At 71.0% G+C, this 20000-nt stretch carries 17 protein-coding genes and 2 tRNA genes; 10 read left to right on the top strand and 9 right to left on the bottom strand.

Annotation, left to right across the window (positions count from 1 at the left end; all coding sequences use genetic code 11):
- The first annotated feature begins 17 nt into the window (after positions 1-17).
- Both J2S43_RS30515 and J2S43_RS30510 read left to right on the top strand, forming a co-directional pair.
- Positions 18-554 carry an RNA polymerase sigma factor gene (locus J2S43_RS30515; protein WP_306835014.1) on the top strand — a complete coding sequence of 179 codons (537 nt, stop codon included), beginning with the start codon at positions 18-20 and terminating at the stop codon, positions 552-554.
- Positions 554-1066, top strand: a complete 513-nt coding sequence (locus J2S43_RS30510; protein ID WP_306835013.1) for a hypothetical protein — start codon at positions 554-556, stop codon at positions 1064-1066. The genes J2S43_RS30515 and J2S43_RS30510 overlap by 1 nt, the downstream gene beginning before the upstream one ends.
- Here the strand turns inward: J2S43_RS30510 and J2S43_RS30505 are convergent.
- The 3 genes from J2S43_RS30505 to J2S43_RS30495 form a co-directional block, all read right to left on the bottom strand.
- Positions 1045-1680 (bottom strand): M15 family metallopeptidase, encoded by a 636-nt coding sequence (locus tag J2S43_RS30505; RefSeq protein WP_306835012.1) that lies wholly within the window; start codon positions 1678-1680, stop codon positions 1045-1047. The genes J2S43_RS30510 and J2S43_RS30505 overlap by 22 nt on opposite strands.
- A gap of 64 nt (positions 1681-1744) precedes the next feature.
- Positions 1745-1818 (bottom strand) — tRNA-Met (locus J2S43_RS30500).
- Positions 1819-2915: 1097 nt separating this feature from the next.
- A tRNA-Met gene (locus J2S43_RS30495) sits at positions 2916-2989 on the bottom strand.
- Positions 2990-3247: 258 nt separating this feature from the next.
- Between J2S43_RS30495 and J2S43_RS30490 the strand changes: the two genes are divergently transcribed.
- Positions 3248-3853 (top strand): ATP-dependent Clp protease proteolytic subunit, encoded by a 606-nt coding sequence (locus J2S43_RS30490; RefSeq protein ID WP_306835011.1) that lies wholly within the window; start codon positions 3248-3250, stop codon positions 3851-3853.
- 149 nt (positions 3854-4002) lie between these two features.
- Here the strand turns inward: J2S43_RS30490 and J2S43_RS30485 are convergent, their stop codons facing one another.
- From J2S43_RS30485 to J2S43_RS30475, 3 genes are all read right to left on the bottom strand, one after another.
- Positions 4003-4674, bottom strand: coding sequence for a hypothetical protein (locus J2S43_RS30485; protein ID WP_306835010.1), 672 nt, complete (start codon positions 4672-4674; stop codon positions 4003-4005).
- Positions 4675-4753: 79 nt separating this feature from the next.
- The gene (locus J2S43_RS30480; protein WP_306835009.1) at positions 4754-5428 is read right to left on the bottom strand and encodes a response regulator; all 675 of its coding nucleotides are present in this window, start codon (positions 5426-5428) and stop codon (positions 4754-4756) included.
- A gap of 173 nt (positions 5429-5601) precedes the next feature.
- Positions 5602-6468 carry a spermidine synthase gene (locus J2S43_RS30475; RefSeq protein ID WP_306835008.1) on the bottom strand — a complete coding sequence of 289 codons (867 nt, stop codon included), beginning with the start codon at positions 6466-6468 and terminating at the stop codon, positions 5602-5604.
- A 130-nt stretch (positions 6469-6598) separates the two neighbouring features.
- Between J2S43_RS30475 and J2S43_RS30470 the strand changes: the two genes are divergently transcribed.
- From J2S43_RS30470 to J2S43_RS30460, 3 genes are all read left to right on the top strand, one after another.
- Positions 6599-8137 carry a DUF1800 domain-containing protein gene (locus J2S43_RS30470; protein ID WP_306835007.1) on the top strand — a complete coding sequence of 513 codons (1539 nt, stop codon included), beginning with the start codon at positions 6599-6601 and terminating at the stop codon, positions 8135-8137.
- 32 nt (positions 8138-8169) lie between these two features.
- On the top strand, positions 8170-9399 hold the full coding sequence (locus J2S43_RS30465; protein WP_306835006.1) for a DUF1501 domain-containing protein: 1230 nt from the start codon (positions 8170-8172) through the stop codon (positions 9397-9399).
- 101 nt (positions 9400-9500) lie between these two features.
- A complete protein-coding gene (locus J2S43_RS30460) occupies positions 9501-11624 on the top strand; it encodes a bifunctional metallophosphatase/5'-nucleotidase (RefSeq protein ID WP_306835005.1) in 2124 nt (707 codons plus the stop codon).
- A 130-nt stretch (positions 11625-11754) separates the two neighbouring features.
- On the opposite strand, the gene malQ is transcribed toward J2S43_RS30460, so the two are convergent.
- Both malQ and J2S43_RS30450 read right to left on the bottom strand, forming a co-directional pair.
- Positions 11755-13716 carry a 4-alpha-glucanotransferase gene (gene malQ / locus J2S43_RS30455; RefSeq protein ID WP_306835004.1) on the bottom strand — a complete coding sequence of 654 codons (1962 nt, stop codon included), beginning with the start codon at positions 13714-13716 and terminating at the stop codon, positions 11755-11757.
- Between the two features lie 103 nt (positions 13717-13819).
- On the bottom strand, positions 13820-15070 hold the full coding sequence (locus J2S43_RS30450; RefSeq protein ID WP_306835003.1) for an ABC transporter substrate-binding protein: 1251 nt from the start codon (positions 15068-15070) through the stop codon (positions 13820-13822).
- 203 nt (positions 15071-15273) lie between these two features.
- Here J2S43_RS30450 and J2S43_RS30445 point away from each other — a divergent pair, with 203 nt between their 5' ends.
- The 3 genes from J2S43_RS30445 to J2S43_RS30435 all read left to right on the top strand — a co-directional run bounded on the left by J2S43_RS30445 (position 15274) and on the right by J2S43_RS30435 (position 17404).
- The gene (locus J2S43_RS30445; protein ID WP_306835002.1) at positions 15274-15519 is read left to right on the top strand and encodes a hypothetical protein; all 246 of its coding nucleotides are present in this window, start codon (positions 15274-15276) and stop codon (positions 15517-15519) included.
- A gap of 63 nt (positions 15520-15582) precedes the next feature.
- Positions 15583-16413: a phosphoribosylaminoimidazolesuccinocarboxamide synthase gene (locus tag J2S43_RS30440; protein ID WP_306835001.1), complete on the top strand. Its 831-nt coding sequence runs from the start codon at positions 15583-15585 to the stop codon at positions 16411-16413.
- A gap of 10 nt (positions 16414-16423) precedes the next feature.
- Positions 16424-17404: an acetylxylan esterase gene (locus J2S43_RS30435; RefSeq protein ID WP_306835000.1), complete on the top strand. Its 981-nt coding sequence runs from the start codon at positions 16424-16426 to the stop codon at positions 17402-17404.
- A 197-nt stretch (positions 17405-17601) separates the two neighbouring features.
- Here the strand turns inward: J2S43_RS30435 and J2S43_RS30430 are convergent, their stop codons facing one another.
- On the bottom strand, positions 17602-18903 hold the full coding sequence (locus J2S43_RS30430; protein WP_442320049.1) for a family 16 glycosylhydrolase: 1302 nt from the start codon (positions 18901-18903) through the stop codon (positions 17602-17604).
- A 152-nt stretch (positions 18904-19055) separates the two neighbouring features.
- On the opposite strand from J2S43_RS30430, the gene J2S43_RS30425 reads away from it, so the two are divergent.
- Positions 19056-19994 carry a ribose-phosphate diphosphokinase gene (locus J2S43_RS30425; RefSeq protein ID WP_306834999.1) on the top strand — a complete coding sequence of 313 codons (939 nt, stop codon included), beginning with the start codon at positions 19056-19058 and terminating at the stop codon, positions 19992-19994.
- Positions 19995-20000: the final 6 nt, after the last annotated feature.

Genomic DNA, 20000 nt, shown 5'->3' with positions numbered 1-20000 from the left:
AATCCGATGAGCACCTGATGCGCCTCGCTCTCCACGGGGAGAGCGAGGCCTTCGGCGAGATCTTCCAGCGGCACGCGGACCGCGTCTACCACCACTGCTTCCGGCGGCTCGGCTCGTGGAGCGCCGCCGAGGACGCCACCTCGCTGGTGTTCCTGGAGACGTGGCGGCGCCGCACGGACGCGATCCCGGCCGCCGGCTCACTGCTGCCGTGGCTGCTCGGCGTGGCCAACAACGTGACCCGCAACCTGCACCGCACGGCCCGCCGGTACGACACCGCGCTGTACCGGATGAGCGCCGCGCCGCTCACCACGCCGGACCACTCGGACGACGTGGCCGGCCGGATCGACGACGAGCGCCGGCTCGCCCCGGTCCTGCGCGAGCTGCGCACCCTGCCCCGGCCCGACCAGGACGTGATCGCGCTGGTCCTGATGTCCGGGCTCACCTACGCCGAGGCCGCGGTCGCGCTCGGCGTACCCGTCGGCACCGTGCGATCCCGCCTGTCCCGGGCCCGGAAACGGATCGCCCTGCCTCACCTGCTCAGCGAGGAGTCATGATGCCGGAGTACGAGAACCGCCGCCTCCCATCCTTCGAAGCCCGGCGACAGGCCGTGGAACGGTTCACGACCCGGCCGCCGCGCCGCCGCGTGCTGCCCCTGGCACTGGCCGGTGGCGTCGCGCTCGCGACCGTGACCGCGGGCGCGACCGCCTACGTGGCGTTCGCGCGCCCGGACGGAGACCTGCGGGACGGCACGTACTGCTACTCCCGGGCGACGCTAGACGAGGAGTACCGCACGCTCTCCGGCCTCGGCACCCCCACCGACGGCGAGCGCGGCCCCGCCGATGCGATCCGCATGTGCGAGTTCCTCTGGACCCAGGGCTGGCTGACCGCGGACCGCAAAGGCCTCGACCCGGACCCGGACACCACGATCGTGCGCCCCGCACCACCGCTGGTCGCGTGCGTGCTGGACGGCACCGCCGCCGTCTTCCCCGGCCCCGCCGACACCTGCTCCCGGCTGGGCCTGCCCGCCCTGACCCCCGGCCCGGATCAGCGGCGGACCGGCCCGTAGAGCGTGGCCGGCGCCCCGGTCATCAGCGCCCAATACCGCTCGCCGTACGACCAGTGCCACCACTCCGTCGGGTAGTTGACCAGCCCCGCGGAGTCGAGCGCCGCCCCCAGGACCCGCCGGTTCGCCACCGCCTCCGCCGAGATGTTCCGCGCCGCCGTGAAACAGGCATCGTCACTGTCATCGGGCGTGGCGTCGACGACCGTACCCATGTCGAGTTCGCGCCCGTCCGGGTCGCACAGCGTCAGATCCACCGCGCCCCCGGTGCTGTGCGGCGCCACCTCCACCGGCGACACGAACTTGGTCGTCTCGACGTGCAGACGGGCATCCGGCCACTCGGGGTACCGCCCACGCAGCGTCTCGCGGTACCCGTTGAAGATCGCAAGCTGCGCGTCGTAGTCCCGGTACGCCTCGATGACCAGCAGCTCCAGCCCACCCGGCAACGCCGCCTGAGCCTTCACCAGCCGCTCCAGCAGCCCCGACCGCATCAGCGCATGACGCCCACCCGCATCCGCAGCCCGCCCGTCGACCCGCAGCACCCCACGCACGTCAACCAGCTCTTCACCGTTGTCCCCCTGCGCCACCGCAGCAACGGCCGGATCAGACAGCAGAATCATCGGCCCTCCAGAAACGCGAAGAGGCCCGTGTCCACGTCTCCGTGAACACGGGCCTCTTCATCCGTAGCGGGGGCCAGATTTGAACTGACGACCTCTGGGTTATGAGCCCAGCGAGCTACCGAGCTGCTCCACCCCGCGTCGCAACTACAACCCTAGCCGCCCCGCCCCAAATCCGCGAATCCATTGCCCCCACACCCCCGACCCGAGCCCCTCCAGAGCTACGACCTGATCCGGAATTCACCGAAGGTAGCCGAGGCGTTCCTTAACGCAATCGACGCTGTGGCTAGCGCCAGAATCCGAGTACTGATCGTATGCAAACGTGGATTTTTAGCTGATGTCTCCGCTCGACTGCCGCCAAGGATGGTTCGTCCACCCAGGGAGCGCCGCAGTTCAGAGGAGTACATAGCCGTGCCGACGCGACACCGACCGGTCCGACGTCTGCTTCTCGCGATCGACATGGAGCGATACGGCAGGCTGGGCAACGAAGCGCAGGTCCACGCGCAGGAGACCCTGGTCCGAGTCATCGGATCCGCGGCCCACCGGCTCGGACTCGACCGGACCGCTTGGCGCACGCAGCACAGCGGTGACGGCGAACTCGCGGTACTCCCGGCCAGCACCGACGAGGTGCGGGTCGTCACCCGCCTCGCCAGGTGGGGTTTCCGGGGCTCGCCCTGGGAGCCGGCCGTGAAGGCGGGTTGGCCGCGCGGCGCACGCCTGGCACGTGGGGTTTCCGGGGCTCGCCCTGGGAGCCGGCCGCGAAGGCGGGTTGGCCGCGCGGCGCTCACCCGGCACGTGGGGTTTCCGGGGCTCGCCCTGGGAGCCGGCCGTGAAGGCGGGTTGGCCGCGCGGCGCACGCCTGGCACGTGGGGTTTCCGGGGCTCGCCCTGGGAGCCGGCCGCGAAGGCGGGTTGGCCGCGCGGCGCTCACCCGGCACGTGGGGTTTCCGGGGCTCGCCCTGGGAGCCGGCCGCGAAGGCGGGTTGGCCGCGCGGCGCTCACCCGGCACGTGGGGTTTCCGGGGCTCGGCCCCGGAGCCGGCCGCGAAGGCGAGTTGGCCACGCAGCGCTCACCCGGCACGTGGGGTTTCCGGGGCTCGGCCCCGGAGCCGGCCGCGAAGGCGAGTTGGCCACGCAGCGCTCACCCGGCACGTGGGGTCTCCGGGGCTCGGCCCCGGAGCAGAATGCGAAGAGGGTGCCCCCTCCGCGCTTTCTGCGGACAGGACACCCTCATCCCTCGTAGCGGGGGCCAGATTTGAACTGACGACCTCTGGGTTATGAGCCCAGCGAGCTACCGAGCTGCTCCACCCCGCGTCGGTTCCTAAACCCTAGCTCGTGGGGGGTCGGATGTGCAAAACGATGAGGGCCCGATCGTGTTTTGGCTGGTCGCGGCGTTTGCGTGGCGGGGAGGGGGTGTTTTTTGCGGCGCGTGGCGGGCTGGGGTGTGGGCTGGGCCGCATGAGCGCGTGTGGGCGCGAATAATGGGGCTGTTCGCTGTGCGGGGAATCGCTTGGTTCGGGGGCCGTGGCGGCGGAGTGTTGGATGAGACGTTTATCGAGGGGTGGTTTGCGCATGGACAGGGACGAGCTCGTGATGCGTGCGGGCGGCGGCAGCTTCGATGACGAGGTGTTCCAGCGGCTGCTCCGTGAGCGGATCATCTTCCTGGGCAGCCAGGTGGACGATGCGGTGACGAACCGGATCACCGCGCAGATGCTGCTGCTGGCGTCGGAGGACAGCGAGAAGGACATCTCGCTGTACATCAACTCGCCGGGCGGGTCGATCAGCGCCGGCATGGCCGTCTACGACACGATGCAGTACATCAAGAATGACGTGGCGACGATCGCGATCGGCATGGCGGCCTCGATGGGCCAGTTCCTGCTCTGCGCGGGTACGCCGGGTAAGCGGTACGCGCTGCCGCACGCCCGGATCATGATGCACCAGCTGTCCGGCGGCATCGGCGGTACGGCGGCGGACATCGCGATCCAGGCGGAGAGCATGCTGCACATCAAGAAGGTCATGAACGAGCGGATCGCGTTCCACACCGGCAAGACGCCGGAGCAGATCGAGCGTGACTCGGACCGTGACCGCTGGTTCACGGCGGACGAGGCCAAGGAGTACGGCATCGTCGACCACGTGATCAGCCGGGCGAACGCGGGCGCGGGCGCCAACCTGCTCTGAGGGCAGACGGGGTGGGGGTGGAACCGGCGCCCCCACCCTTGGTTCGCCGGTCCCACACCCACACGTGAGCCTTCTCCGCCGTGAAGGGTGGAGAAGCCTCGTCGGACGAGCCGGTGGCAGCCGGCCCGCCGGAGAAAGTCCGAGAAGTGCTAGTGCAGCGCGCGGCTGCGGTGCACGGCCGCGAGGGCCGCATCCGCGTATTCCCGCTCCTGCTGGAAGCCGAGGAGCAGCGCGCCGGGCAGCGGCACGGAGCCGACCTTGCGCTGGAAGTTGGGCCCGTTCATCAGCCCGCCCAGCGTCGCGATCTTGGTCTCGTTGAGGCCCAGCACGTCGGCGTGCTGGATGCGGAAGCCTGCGATCGCCCGCCGCAGGATGTTCGCCAGGAAGCCGCCGCCGACGTCGCCGCCGGAGAGCGCGAGCGTGGGGCGCCCGCCGGCCAGTGCGGCGCCGCAGACGAGCAGCACCTCCTGGGTGGAGTGCACGTAGAGGTGGTACGGCCATTGGTAGAGCAGCTGGCCGACCATGGCCCGGCTGTCCCGGCGGCGGATCCACGCGCGGTGGCTCCACGCCCGGCCGCGCTCGGCGCCGTCCTCGAGCTCCATCGGGCCGGCGAATGTGAGCCGCCGGTCGGTGACCGTGACGGTCGTCGACGACGGCAGTGTCCAGCGGACGGCGGAGCGGGTCATGGTCTCGCTGTACAGGTGTTCCGCGACGCTCGCCCGGCCGTGCCACAGCAGCTGTTCGCCCTCGTGGAGCCGGGGTCCCTCGGGCAGCCGCGCCCCTTCCGTCAGGCGGAAGTAGGAGGACGAGTGATCGGCCATGAAAGAAACCTCCTCAATGCCCCACTCTGGTGGTTGAAGGCTCCACAGTCATGACACCTGTGCGGGGGTCAACTCCCGTTCAGTACCGATTGGATGCGTTTGACCGATATTCCTGGACATCGTCTGGTTTTATCAGACCGTCCTCAATTGCCCTAGCGAGCAACGCGGCCTTGGACGCGGCCGGACGACCCGCCTTCGCGTACTTGATCCGGGCGCGGTCCACGTACTGCTTGACGGTGTGCTCGCTGATCTGCATGCGGCGGGCCACGGACGCCTTCGACATGGACTGGAACCAGAGCAGCAGCGCCTCGCGCTCCTTCTCGGACAGCGCCGGGCGCTCGGGGCGCCGGTCGCCGACCATCGCGCCGGCCAGCGCGGGAGCGACATATGGCTGGTCCATCGCGGCGGCGAGCACGGTGGCGACGCAGTGCTCCTTGCCCTCGTTCTTCGCCAGGAACGCGACCGCGCCGGCCTCGACCACGCGGAGCACGGTCTCCGGCTCGGTGTGCTCGGAGTAGACCACCACGCGCAGCCCGGCCTCGCACAGCTCCTGGACGCGGTCGATCACCATGCGGCCGTGCAGGCTCAGGTCGAGCAGCAGCACCTTCACGTCACCGGCGGCGGCCAGCACGTCGTCGATGGACGAGCCGGTCGCGACCACGCGCATCCGCGGGTCGCCGGCGAGCCAGGAACGAACGCCCTCGAGCACCACCGGGTGGTCGTCGACTATCGCCACCGTGACGGGCGTGTCCACAGCGGTTCCTCCTACCGGTCGCAGCCGTCGGCCGAGAAGCCCCGAAGTCCGCAATGATTGAACTCTGAATCAATTGGCGCACGCAAGGTCTGCATTGGAAATGCCTTCTTCCGACACACCGGCGCCTGGCAGGCTGTCCGTTCTCGGAAGCGCAGTCAATATATCGAAAGACTTCAGAGTTCGGGGCGTTCCGGCCGGAGCAGTTCCGGGGGCGGCGGCGAGGACTCCGCGTCCGCGTCCGTGACCACGCGTCCACCGTCGGCGAAACGGTCCAGTTCCGGGCCGGCCTCGACCCGGCTGGGGAACCAGTCACCGGCCATCCGGCGGCGCAGCTCGGGCAACGGCAGCGGGGTACGGCCCGCGGCCACCACGAGGTTGCCGTACCGCCGGCCGCGCAGCACGGTCGCGTCCGCGATCAGGCACAGCTCGGGCAGCACCGCGCGCACGGTCGCCACCGCGTTGCGGCCGAACCGCAGCGGCGGGCTGTCCGCCATGTTCAGGATGTAGCGGCCGTCCGGGCGCAGCAGCCGGGCGACCTGGCCGACGAACTCCACCGAGGTCAGGTGGGCCGGCGTGCGGGCCGCGTCGAAGACGTCGCCGATCACCACGTCGTACGCCGCGTCCGGGCTGCCGGTGACCACCTCGCGCGCGTCGCCCACGCGTACCCGGATCTTCGAGTCCTTGGGCAGCGGCAGCGTCTCGCGGATCAGCTCGACCAGCGCGCCGTCGATCTCCACCACTCGCTGGGTGGAGCCGGGGCGGGTCGCGGCCAGGTAGCGGGGGAGGCTCAGCGCGCCGCCGCCCAGGTGCAGCACGCGCAGCGGGGCGCCGGGCGGTGCGGTCAGGTCGAGCACGGCCGCGATCCGGCGCATGTACTCGAACTCCAGCGCGGACGGGTCGGACAGGTCCACATGCGACTGCTGGGTGCCGTCCACGAGCAGGAGGAACGCGTTTTCCCGGTCACGGTCCGGTACCACCTCGGCCACACCGCCGCCGCGCACGATCCGGCGGACCGTGCCGTCCCGCTTCTCTCTGCCCACCCGTCAACCCTCTCGCGCCGCGTTGATCTCGCGCAAATATGAGAAAGACAACGGTTGCGGCCCGGTTGCGGCCGGGGGCAGTCCGGTTGCGGCGGTTCAGGTTACCGCCCTGCCCGGCGACGTAGACGGCATGACCGCACAGACCTCCCGGCGCACGCTGCTCGGCGCCGCCACCGCGGCCGGCGCGGCCCTCGCGATCGGCGCGCCCGGCACCGCCCACGCCGCGGACGCGGACACGGCCGGCCTGGTCGCGGCGGACCCGCTGCTGCACCTGCTGCGCCGCGCCACCTACGGCCCGACGCCCGCCTCGATCGCGGAGATCCGCTCGCTGGGCGCCACCCGCTGGCTGGACCGGCAGCTGAACCCGGCCTCGATCGCGGACGACGCCTGCGCCGCGCTGGTCGCCCGGTTCCCGCTGGCCGGCTACGACGTCACCGCGGTGCGCGCGGCCGCGAAGGCGGGCACGATCAAGAAGTACAGCTGGGAGGCGATGTTCCAGCTCGGCACGGCCGCGGTCACCCGGGCGATCTGGAGCAACCGCCAGCTGTTCGAGGTCATGGTGGACTTCTGGTCCAACCACCTCAACGTCACCTGCCCGAACAGCGACGTCTGGGACAGCCGTCCGGACTACGACGTCACGGTGATCCGCCGGCACGCGCTCGGCAGGTTCGCGGACCTGCTGAAGGCGAGCGCGCGGCACCCGGCGATGCTCACCTATCTCGACAACCGCTACTCGACGAAGGCGAGGCCGAACGAGAACTACGCCCGTGAGCTGCTGGAACTGCACACGGTCGGCCTGGGCGCGTACGGCGAGGCGGACGTGCGCCAGGCCGCGGTGCTGCTCACCGGCGAAGGCGTCGATTCCAGAACCGGGCTCTACCGGTACGCCGCGGGCGCGCACGCGACCGGCGCGGTGACCGTGGTCGGCTTCAGCCACGCGAACGCGGACCCGGCCGGGGAGCCGGCCGTGACCGCGCTGCTGGACCACCTGGCCACCCACCCGGCCACGGCCGAGCGGATCGCCCGGAAGCTGTGCGTGCGGTTCGTCGCGGACGAGCCGCCGGCCGCGCTGGTCGCCACGCTGGCCCGGGTCTACCTGGCGAACGGCACCGCGATCGCGCCGGTGCTGCGCGCGCTCTTCACGTCCGCGGAGTTCGCCGCGTCGGCCGGGCGCAAGCAGCGCACGCCGCTGGAGGACCTGGCCGCCACGGTACGGACGCTCGGCTTCGGCCCGGACGCGTCCGGCACCGCGGGGCTGACCTCGCTCTACTGGGCGCTGGAGCCGAGCGGCCACCGGCCGATGGCGTGGGCGCCGCCGAACGGGTACCCGGACGTCGCCGCGGCCTGGGCGTCGCCGTCCGGCCTGCTGACCCGGTGGAACCTGCACATCAACCTGGCCGCGAACTGGTGGTACAAGCAGCTCACCCGGCCGGCGTCGCTGCGGGTCGCGCTGCTGCCGAGCGTGCCGGCCACCTACGGCGGGCTGGTGGACGCGCTCGCGCTGCGACTGGTCGGCACCAGACTCGCCGCGGCGCACACCACCGCGCTCGCGGCCTATTTCGGGAAGAGCACGGGAAGCGCGCTGAAATCGACCGATCGGGCGCTGAACGCGAATTTCCCGTACCTCGTCGCGCTGATTCTCGACTCGCCGTATTTCCTGGTTCGCTGACCTCGTACCCACGATTGATTGGTGTTGACCTGATGACGCTGCCGACCGAGTGCGGATGTGCGGAGAACGACGGGCTGACCCGGCGCGGACTGCTGGGGCGTGGCCTGGCGGCCGGGCTCGCCGGACTGACCGGGGCCGGGCTTTCCAGCCAGCTGGCCTTCGCGGCCGCGCCGCACACCGGTGACGTGCTGGTCGTGGTCTCGCTGCGCGGTGGGTTCGACGGGCTTTCCGCGGTGGTCCCGGTCGGCGACCCGGACTACTACGCGGCCCGGCCCGGCATCGCGGTGCCGAAGGAGCGGATCGTGGCCGGTGACGCCATGTTCGGCCTGCACCCGGCGCTGGCCCCGCTGGTGCCGCTGTGGCAGTCGGGCAAGCTCGCCGCGGTGCACGCGGTCGGCCAGGCCGCGCCGAACCGCTCGCACTTCGCCGCGATGGAGGAGCTGGAGCGCGCCGCGGCCGGCACGTCCGTGCGCACCGGCTGGCTGGACCGCATGCTGGGTGGCCTGGGCGCGACCGGCCCGCTGGGCGGCGTCGCGGTCGGCTCCGCACGGCCGCACCGCACGCTCGCCGGGCCGTCTCCGGACCTGAGCCTGCGCGCGATCGACACGTTCACGCTGAGCGGCGAGTCGAAGGGCAGGATGGCCACCGCGCTGTCCGCGCTCTACTCCGGCGTGCCGGCCGGCCTGGCGACGCCCGCGCACTCGGCCGTCGGCGCGCTCGCCGCGGTCGGTGCGCTGCGCGCGGTCACCAGCTCCGTGACCTACCCGGACACCGAGCTGGGCCGGGCGCTGCGCGACGTGGCCCGGCTGATCAAGGGGAACGTCGGGCTGGTCGCGGCCGCGGTGGACTCCGGCGACTGGGACATGCACGAGGGGCTCGGCGCGCGCATGCCCGGCCACCTCGGCCGGCTCGCGGCCGCGCTGGCCGCGTTCGCGGCGGACACCGCGGGCCGGCGGGTCACGCTGCTCACGATCAGTGAATTCGGCCGGCGGGTGGCGGAGAACGGGTCCGGCGGGCTGGACCACGGCTACGGCAACGCCATGTTCGTGCTCGGCGACGGCGTGCGCGGCGGCACGGTGTACGGCGCGTGGCCGGGACTCGGCACCGGCCGTCTGGTCAACGGCGATCTCGCGGTGACCACGGATTACCGGGCGGTGATCGGTGAGATCCTGCGAAAGCGCTGCGGGGTTTCCGCGACCGCGCTCTCCGGCGTTTTCCCCGGCATCAACGGAAGAGATCTAGGCCTGGTTCTGTCTGCATGATCACTCATTTTCGGCCACGCATGCGATACGCGGCGGTCAGCTCCTGACCATAGGATCGCACGGATTATCCTCCAGCCGTTCCATTTCGGAGGCTTCATCCGATGCGTTTCACCCCTTCCAAGGCCGCCGTGGCGCTCGCCGGTGCCGCGGCACTGGTCGCCACCGCGACGCCCGCGCAGGCCGCTCCGGCCACCGTGGACCTCCAACTGCTCTCGATCAACGACTTCCACGGCCGCCTGCAGTCGCCGGCGACCGTCAACGGGCAGGCGGTGGGCGGTGCGGCCCAGCTGATCGGCCTCGTCGACCAGCTGCGCGCGGCCAACCCGAACACCGCGTTCATCTCCGGCGGCGACAACATCGGCGCGTCGACGTTCGTCTCCGCGATCGACAACGACAACCCGACGCTGGACGTGCTCAACGCGGGCGGGCTCGACGTGTCGGCCGTCGGCAACCACGAGTTCGACAAGGGCATGGACGACCTGCTCAACCGGGTCATCCCGCGCTCGCGGTTCGACTACCTGGGCGCGAACGTCTACTCCAACGGCGTCCGCGCGCTGCCCGCCTACTCCGTGCAGGAGCTGGGCGGCGTCAAGGTCGGCTACATCGGCGTGGTCACCGTCCAGACCAGCGAGCTGGTCAGCCCGGACGGCATCCGCGGCGTCGAGTTCCGCAACCCGGTCGCCGAGGCGAACGCGGTCGCGGCCGAGCTGTCCGACGGCGACGCCGGCAACGGCGAGGCGGACGTGGTCGTGCTCCTCGCCCACGAGGGCGCGGCCGCGGAGAACATCACCTCGGTCGAGGACCTGATCGGCGACCCGGTGTTCGGCCAGTTCATGAACGCCGGCGCGGACATCGACGCGATCTTCAGCGGTCACACCCACCAGCCGTACGCGTTCATCGCGCCGGTCCCCGGCACGAACAAGACGCGCCCGGTCATCCAGGGTGGTGAGTACGGCAAGCTGATCAGCAAGGTCGGCCTCACCGTCGACACCGCCACCGGTGAGGTCAGCGCCTCCACCGCCGCGCTGGTCGACGTGGTCGGCGCGCCGTCCAACGGCACCGTCGCCGGTCTGGTGAACGCGGCCGTGGCCAACGCGGCCGTGCTCGGCGCCCGGCCGCTCGGCGAGATCACCGCGGACGTCAAGCGGGCCTACACCGACGGCAACGAGAACCGCGGTCTGGAGTCGCCGCTCGGCAACTTCGTCGCGGACGTGCAGCTGGACGGCACCCGCGACGCGGGCCGCGGTGGTGCGCAGATCGCCTTCATGAACCCGGGCGGCCTGCGGACCGACCTGCTCCACGCGCCGGACGGCGTGGTCACCTACTCCGAGGCGTTCTCGGTGCAGCCGTTCTCGAACGACGTGATCACCCAGACGCTGACCGGTGCGCAGATCAAGTCGGTGCTCGAGGAGCAGTGGCAGCCGGAGGGCGCGTCGCGTCCGAAGCTGCACCTGGGCGTCTCCGAGGGCTTCAGCTACCGGTACGTCGTGGACGCGCCGCGCGGCTCGCACGTGATCGCGAGCTCGATCAAGCTGAACGGGCAGACGATCAACCCGACCGCCACCTACCGGGTCACGTCGAACTCGTTCCTGGCCTCCGGTGGCGACAACTTCACCACGCTGGGCCAGGGCACGGACCGCGTCACCACCGGTGACAACGACCTGACCATGCTGACCGCGTACCTGGCGAAGTACTCGCCGGTGACCGCGGACCAGGCCCCGCGTTCCGCGGTCGGCCCGGACTGCACGCAGAGCATCACCGGAACGTACAAGGGCGCGCTGACCGTCAAGTCCGGCCTGGTCTGCGTCACCGGCGCCACCGTCAGGGGCGCGATCACGATCCTGCCCGGCGCGTCGCTGATCGTCGACGGCGGCACCGTGCAGGGCGCGATCACCGCGCTGCTCGGCGGCACCGTCGAGATCACCAACGCCACCGTCACCGGCGCGATCACCCTGATCGGCGGCACCGGCGCGGTCACCGTCAAGGGCGGCACGATCAAGGGCGCGGTCAGCGTGCTCTCCGGCCGCGGCGGCGTCTCGCTGGACACCAACAGGGTGAGCGGCGCCGCGCTGCTGACCGGCAACACCGGCACCGCGGCCAACACGGTCGCCGCCAACACGGTCACCGGCACGCTCATCTGCACCGGCAACACGCCGGCGCCGGTGAACGACGGCCGCCGCAACACGGTCAAGGGCATCAACCTCGGCCAGTGCAAGGGCCTGTGACAACTCGTTTCACGCCGGCACCTCGCGTTTCGCGAGGTGCCGGTTTCCGTTTCCCGCTTCCGGCGTGGCCACTTCGGGCATGCTCCCGCGGGCACCGGTTCCGTCGCCGATCACCGAAGACCCGACGGCGTCAGTGCGTGTTGAGCGTTTTCATGATCTTCTCGACGCGGGGGTCGGCGCGGAACTCCTCCAGCGTCACCGGCAGCGGGATGCGCCAGTTCGGGTATTGAGCGACGGTGCCGGGCAGGTTCGGCTGGCGCAGCTCGGCCAGGACGTCGTATGGCGACGCCACCACCAGGCGGCACGGCGTTGCGGCCAGGGCCTCGTGCATCGCGGCGATGATCTCGTCGACGGAGGGATCGGCCGCGGTCAGATAGCCGTCCGCGCGTAACAGCGCGATCAGCTGCTTCCGGTCGCGGCGTGCCTCCTCCTCGGCCTCGGAGACCGGGCCGGCCAGCTGCTCGAGCTCCGCGCGGACCCGGATGTGCTCCTCGGTCAGGAAACCGGCCGCGGTCGGCAGGTCGTGGGTGGAGATCGAGGCGAGCGCGTTCGGCTGCCAGTCCGCCAGCGGGACGAAGCCGTCCGCCCAGGCGTCCGGGTCGCGGGCGAACCACATCACGGCGGAACCCAGCATGTTCCGCCGCTGCAGGCCGCGGGTCACGATCGGCAGCACGGTGCCCAGGTCCTCGCCGATCACCACGGCGCCGGCCCGGTGCGCCTCCAGCGCCAGGATGCCGGCCATCGCCTCCGGGTCGTACGTGACGTAGGTGCCGTCCGTCGCGCCCGCGCCGGGCAGCACCCACCAGAGCCGCCACAGCCCGGCGACGTGGTCGACGCGCAGGCCGCCCGCGTGCCGGAGGATGCCGCGAAGCATGTCGCGATATGCCCGGTAGCCGGTCGCGACGAGCTGGTCCGGGCGCCACGCGGCCAGGCCCCAGTCCTGCCCGAGCTGGTTGAACGCGTCCGGCGGCGCGCCCGCGTGCACGCCGGACGCGAGCACGTCCTGCAGCATCCAGCCGTCCGCGCCGCCCGGGTCGATGCCGACCGCGAGGTCGTGCACGATGCCGACCGGCATGCCGGCGTCCGCGGCGGCGGAGTTCGCGGCCGCGAGCTGGGTCGCGCAGAGCTCCTGCAACCAGCAGTGGAACGCGACCCGGTCGTGCAGCTCGGTGGCGAGCGCGGCGACCGCGTCGGTCGCCGGGTGCCGCAGCTCGGCCGGCCACCCGCGCCAGTTCGCGCCGTGGACCTCGGCGATCGCGCAGTACGTGGCGTACCCGCGCAGATCTTGATCTTCGGTTCCGGCGTAGCCGGCGAGTGGGAACAGCAGCTCGAGCGCGGCTCGCTTGGCCCGCCAGACCTCGTCGTAGTCGATTAGATCACCGAGCGGCGGCCGCAGCGCATCGATCTCGGCGCTTCGCTCGGAGTAGCCCGGCACGTCGGAGATGCGCAGGTAGAGAGGGTTCCAGAAGCGGCGGCTGGACGGCGAGTACGGCGAGGACGGCACCGGATGCACCGGCGCCGGCGCATGCAGCGGGTTGAGCAGCGTCAGTCCGGCACCGGACTCGCCGGACCAGGCCGCCAGCGTGCGCAGGTCGCCGAAGTCGCCCATGCCCCACGAGTCCGCCGAGTGCACCGCGTAGAGCTGCAGCATCCAGCCCCACGCGCGCGGCGCCTCGGGCAGCGCGTCCGGCACCACGACCAGCGTGATCTCCTGCCCCGCGCAGGCCAGCGTGTGCCAGCCGAGCGGCAGGCCGGCGTCGAGGCTCTCGACCTGCCGGGTCGACCCGTCCTCGAACGTGATCACGCCGGGGGAGGGCAGCTCGCGGGTGGCGGACTCGCGCAGCACCACGGTCCCGGGCAGCCGGCCCGGGTCGTGCGCGGCGCGGACCGAGGCCAGCGCGGCCGTGACCGCGTCCGGCGTGGACGCGTCCACGCCGAGCAGGCGCAGCGTGCCGGTGACGGCGGCGCGGCTGACGTTCGTCGGCTGGCGGCGCCAGTTCTCGTACCACGTGGCGACGCCGTGTGCCTCGGCGAGCTCGACCAGGCCGGGCTCCAGGTCCCGATTGACGTACGTCTCCAACGTGCCCTCCACCCGTGCCGAAACCTGCGCCGTGCTTACCCTTTCACGGCGCCGGCTAACGCGGGTGTCACTTGAGCGCGGCGTTCGCCTCGGGGGTGAATCGCCGTGGCCACTGTCATCCCAGCGCGGCGTTCGCCTCGGTGACGAACTGCGTGGCGGCCAGGGCCGGCGTGAGCGTCTCGCTCTGCGCCGCCTCGGCCGCCTTGACCAGCGCGGCCCGGATCGCGCCGTGCCCCTTCGGCGGGGGCAGCGGGGCCTTGCCGTACCGGGTGCTCATCTCGTTGGTGTACGCGATGGACGCCTTCATGACCGGGTCGGTCAGCGAGATCTCCAGCGCGCGCCGGTTCTGCAGGTTGGGCGCGAGGCCGCGCTCGGTGCCGAGGATCTCCGCCGCCTCCGGGTCGTTGACCAGGAAGTCGATCACGTCGGCGACCACGTCCGCGTGCGCGGTGTCCCGGTAGCCGCTCCAGTACATCGAGGCGCGCGCCCAGGCCGCCGACTCGCCGCCCGGATATGCCACGATGCCCAGCTCGTTCTTGGTCTTCTGCTGCATCTCGGGCAGCTGGTTGGACCACATGAACGACGTGGCGGCCTGGCCGGTGACCACGAGCTGCTTGGTCGCGTCGCCCGCGTTCGCCTCGTGCACGACCGGCGCGGCCGGCGTGATCCCGTCGGCGCGCGCGTCCTTCCACATCGTGAACCAGGCGGTCACGTCCGCGTCGGTGAAGCCGAGCGCGGAGCCGGCGTAGAACTCCTTGCCCTGCGAGCGCAGCCAGAGCCAGAACGCCTTGTAGTCGGCGGACGGGTCCATGGTGCCGGCCACCGCGCCCGCGCTCTTCTCGCTGATCTGCGCGGCCCACGCCAGATAACGCGGGTAGTCCATGCCGTTGGCCGGTGTGGCCACGCCGAGCCGGTCGAGCAGCGTCTTGTCGTAGACCAGCGCGGCCGTGTTCTCCGCGGCCGCGACGCCCACCTGCGCGCTGCCGACCCGGCCGTACCGCACCAGGCCGTTGGAGACCTGGGTCAGGTCGATCCGGTCGTCCGCCACGAACGGGCCGAGGTCGAGCAGGTAGTCGCGCTGCGCGAACTCGGTGAGGTAGTTGTCGTCGATCTGGAACAGGTCGGGCGCGTCGCCGCCGTCGATGCGTTCGGCCAGTTTGTCGAAATAGCCGGAGTTGGGCTGGGCCGCGACGTCGAACGAGACCTCCGGGTGGCGCTGGTGATAGAGATCCAGCACCTTCTGGGTCAGCTCGATGCGCTTGTCGCCGCCCCAGAAGAAGAACTTGAGCCGCACCTCGCCCTGATCGCCGGCGCCGCCCTGGTCACACGCGGTGACACCACCGAGCGCGAGCAGCGCGGCGGTCATCGCCCGAAGCATGGTTGATCTCGAAAAACTCACGATGTCTCCAGCCCGACACGATCGACGCCTCATTAACACCGCGCAGGACAGCCCTGTCAATATCCGCGTCCGCTTAGCGGCAGCCAGTCTCCGCCGTCCGGCGACTCCGGAAACGACGCCCGATCGGGGGTCAAGTCGCCAACCTTGCGAGGGAAGGTCAAGATGGAGGTATGTCTGACCTGAAGCGCTGGGCCGCCCGCCTGGGTGCCCTGTTCACCACCCTGACCCTGAGCATCCTGGTCCCGGCCGCGGCCTGGGCGAGCACCAACGGCGTCGCCGACGCGCTGATCGAGGAGCGTCGCCGGCGCGGCGGAGGCGGCGGCTTCTTCATCTTCGGCGCGGTCTGCTGCGTCGGCGTCGTCGTCGTGATCGTGGTCGTCCTCCTGCTGGTGTCCCGCAACCGCCGCCGCAAGTAACCGTCCTCCCGCTGGTGTCCCGCGGTCGTCGCCGCGAGTAGCGGCCGTGATGTACTACCGGGCGTGGAGCTGCTGCACTCGGGCAAGGTTCGGGACGTCTACGCGGACGGCGAGGATCTGATCCTCGTCGCGTCCGACCGCATCTCGGTCTACGACGTGGTCCTTCCCACGCCGGTCCCGGACAAGGGCAAGATCCTCACGCAGCTCTCGCTCTGGTGGTTCGACCAGCTCGCCGACCTGATTCCGCACCACGTGATCAGCGCGACCGACGTGCCGGAGGAGTGGGCCGGTCGCGCGATCCGGTGCAAGCGCCTGCGGATGGCGAAGGTCGAGTGCGTCGCGCGCGGCTACCTGACCGGCTCCGGCATGAAGGACTACCTCGCCACCGGCGTGGTCTCCGGCGTGCGGCTGCCGGCCGGCCTGGTCGAGGCGTCGCGGCTGGAGGAGCCGATCTTCACGCCGAGCACCAAGGCGCCGATGGGCGAGCACGACGAGCCGATGACCTTCGCCGAGGTGGAGAAGGAGGTCGGCGCGGACGTCGCGGCCCAGCTGCGCGACATCACGCTGAGCGTCTACGCCCGGGGCGCCGCGATCGCGGCCGAGCGCGGCCTGATCATCGCGGACACCAAGCTGGAGCTCGGCTGGGACGCGGACGGCGTGCTGACGCTCGGCGACGAGGTGCTGACGCCGGACTCGTCCCGCTTCTGGCCCGGTGAGGACTACGAGCCCGGCCGCGTGCAGTTCTCGTTCGACAAGCAGTACGTGCGGGACTGGTCGCTGACCACGGGCTGGGACAAGACGCCGCCCGCGCCCGAGGTCCCGGAGCAGGTCGTCGAGGTCACCCGCGCCCGCTACGTCGACGTCTACGAGCGGATCACCGGCACCTCCTGGTAAGAAGACGCCTATGGCGCTCTTCGATCTACCGCTGGACGAGTTGCGTGACTACCGGCCGGCCCCGCACCTCCCCGAGGACCTGGACGCGTTCTGGGCCGAGACACTGGCCGAGGCGCGGTCGGCCGGAGCGCGACCGGTGGCGACGCCGGTGGAGACCCCGTTCGCAGGGCTGCGCACCTACGACGTGACGTTCACCGGCTTCGCCGGGCAGCCGGTCAAGGGCTGGCTGAACGTGCCGGCCGGCGCGGACGGCCCGTTGCCCGTGGTCGTCGAGTTCATCGGATACGGCGGCGGCCGCGGCCTGCCGCACGAGTGGCTGCTCTGGGCGTCCGCCGGCTACGCGCACGTCGTGATGGACACCCGCGGTCAGGGCGCGAGCTGGCGCGGCGGCGACACGCCCGACCCGGGCCCGGACGGCGCCGGCCCGTCGCACCCCGGGTTCATGACCCGGGGCATCCTCGACCCGCACACCTACTACTACCGGCGGCTGTTCACCGACGCGGCGCGGGCGGTGGAGAGCGCGGCGGACCTGCCCGGCGTGGACGCGTCCCGGCTCGCCGTGGTCGGCTCCAGCCAGGGTGGCGCGCTCTCGCTGGCCGCGGCCTCGCTGGTGCCGTCGCTGGTCCGGGCCGCGGTGGCGCAGGTGCCGTTCCTCTGCCACATCCGCCGGATGGTCACGCTGACCGACAGCGACCCGTTCCACGAGCTGGTCCGGTTCTTCCGGGTCAACCCGGGGCGGGTCGAGGCCGCGCAGCGGACGCTGGACTACATCGACCTGCTGCACCTGACGCCGAAGGCGACCGCGCCGCTGCTGGCGTCGGCCGCGCTGATGGACGCCACCTGCCCGCCGTCCGGCATCTTCGCCGCGGTCAACGCGTACGGCGGGGCGGAGAAGGACATCGCGGTCTACGAGTGGGACGGCCACGAGGGCGGACGCGCCGACTTCCAGCACCGCAGCGTCACCTTCGTCAACGACATCCTGAAGGCCTGAACCCGACGTCCTCAGGCACCGAGTGGGCTGAAAAAGCAGGTCGCGGCGAATAGCCGCGACCTGCTTCCGCTCTTTCTCAGCCACCCACCCAACTTGCAGGGAGGAGCGCCAGCGACGACCGGTGCCCGCGGGAGCATGCGGGCCGCACCACGCCGGAAGCGGGAAATGAATTTCCGCTTCTAAAGCCTTTCAGTGTTTTATGCCCTGTTCCACTTCTGGTTCGGGGTGCCGGCGCAGTCCCAGAGCTGCAGCTTGGAGCCGCCGGCCGTGCCGTTGCCGCGGACGTCGACGCACTTGTTCGCCGCGATGTTGACCAGGTCACCGGCGCCGCTCAGCGTGAACTGCTGCCAGCCGGAGCCGTTGCAGTTCGCCAGCTGGATGTTCGTGCCGTTGGCGGGGTTGCCACCGGCCACGTCCATGCACTTGCCGACCGCGGTCAGCGAGCCGTTGCCGTTGAACGTCCACTTCTGCGCCGCGGAGTTGTTGCAGTCCCAGATCTGCAGCGCCAGGCCGTCCTGCGACGCGCCGTTCGGCACGTCGATGCAGCGGCCGGACTGCACACCCTTGAGCGCGACCCCGCCGGTGGCCGGCGGCGGCGTGGTGCCACCGTCGTAGGAGTAGACCCGCACGTAGTCCGCGACCAGGCTCTGCGGGAACTGGGTGCTGCCGTCCGGGTTGCCCGGCCAGTTGCCGCCGACCGCCAGGTTCATGATCATGAAGAACGGCTTGTCGAAGACCCACCGGTTGCCGTTCAGGTCGGCCGGCGTCTTCCGGGTGAACTCGACACCGTCGAGGTACCAGACGATCAGGTTCGGCGACCAGTCCACCGCGTACGTGTGGAAGGCGTCGCCGAGCGGCGCGTTGTGCACCTTCGAGCCGGTCAGGCCGCCACCGCCGGAGTAACCCGGGCCGTGGATGGTGCCGTAGACCGTGTTCGGCTCCTTGCCGACGTTCTCCATGATGTCGATCTCGCCGCTGTTCGGCCAGCCGACCGAGCCGATGTCCGCGCCGAGCATCCAGAACGCCGGCCAGATGCCCTGGCCCTTCGGCAGCTTCAGGCGCGCCTCGAACCGGCCATACGTCTGGGTGAACTTGCCGTTCGTCATCAGGCGCGCGGACGTGTACTGACACGATCCGTAGTGACACTGGTAGCCGGCCGGGTTCTCCCGCCGGGCGGTGATCACCATGTTGCCGTTGCCGTCCAGTGCGGAGTTGCTCGCGCTGTTCGTGTAGTACTGGAGCTCGTTGTTGCCCCAGCCGTGGCCGCCGGTCTCCTGGACCCACTTGCCGGCGTCGGGCCGGGTGCCGGCCGCGCCGTTGAACTCGTCCGACCAGACCAGCGTGCTGGCCGCGGACGCCTCGGGCTCGCTGTTGGTCAGGTACAACGCGCCGCCGAGGCCGGTCGCGACGACCGACAGCGCGAGCAGCGCGCGGCCGACCTTGCTGGAGTAGAGCCAACGGGCGCGTGGGGGGCGGTGGGCCCCGGGCATCCGGTGCATGTGGGTGCACCTCCGGTCGAACTCGTCGTTAATCGGAACATCTGGATGGCACCTCATCGATGCCCTCCGCGTCAAGAGAGCGCTCTCGGATTTAGGGCAGAGTTAGGCCGGGCCTGCTCAGCGATGATCGCGGCGTGGTTAAGCTGCTCGCCGTGCGTGACATCGCAGTGTTCAGCGGAAGTGCCCACCCGGAGCTCGCCGAGGAGATCTGCAACCACCTCGGCGTCCCCCTGCTCCCCACCCGCGTCTCCCGATTCGCCAACGACTGCCTGGAGGTCCAGCTCCAGGCCAACTGCCGCGAGCGCGACGTCTTCCTGATCCAGCCGCTCGTGCCGCCGGTGCAGGAGAACCTGGTCGAGCTGCTGCTCATGCTGGACGCGGCCCGTGGCGCGTCCGCGGCCCGGACCACGGTCGTGCTGCCGCACTACGCCTACGCCCGATCGGACAAGAAGGACGCGCCGCGCATCTCGATCGGCGGCCGGCTCGTCGCGGACCTGCTGGTCACCGCGGGTGCGAACCGCGTGCTCGCGATGACGCTGCACTCGCCGCAGGTGCACGGCTTCTTCAACATCCCGGTCGATCACCTGCACGCACTGCGCGAGCTGGCCGACCACTTCAAGCAGTACGACCTGACCGACACCGTGGTCGTCTCGCCCGACCTGGGCAACGCCAAGGAGGCGGCCGCGTTCGCCCGCATGCTCGGCACGCCGGTCGCGGCCGGCGCCAAGCAGCGCTTCAGCGACGACATGGTCAAGATCTCCGCGGTGATCGGCGACGTGGTCGACCGCGACGTGATCGTGCTGGACGACGAGATCGCCAAGGGCAGCACCGTGATCGAACTGATGGACCACCTGCGCGAACTCAAGGTCCGCTCGATCCGCCTGGCCTGTACCCATGGCCTCTTCTCCAGCGGCGCACTCCAACGCCTCAGCGACCAGCCCGGCGTCGAGGAGATCGTCTGCACCAACACGGTCCCGATCCCCGCGGTCAAGCGCGTCCCCAAACTCCGCACGCTCTCCGTCGCCCCGGCCCTCGCCGAAGCCATGCGCCGCATCCACAACGGTGAGTCGGTCAGCGCGCTCTTCCACTGAAAAAAT

The organism is Catenuloplanes nepalensis, assembly GCF_030811575.1.
In the GTDB taxonomy this organism is placed as follows: domain Bacteria; phylum Actinomycetota; class Actinomycetes; order Mycobacteriales; family Micromonosporaceae; genus Catenuloplanes; species Catenuloplanes nepalensis.
Note: the sequence above shows the minus strand (reverse complement) of the source record. Positions and strands in the feature narration are given on the sequence as shown.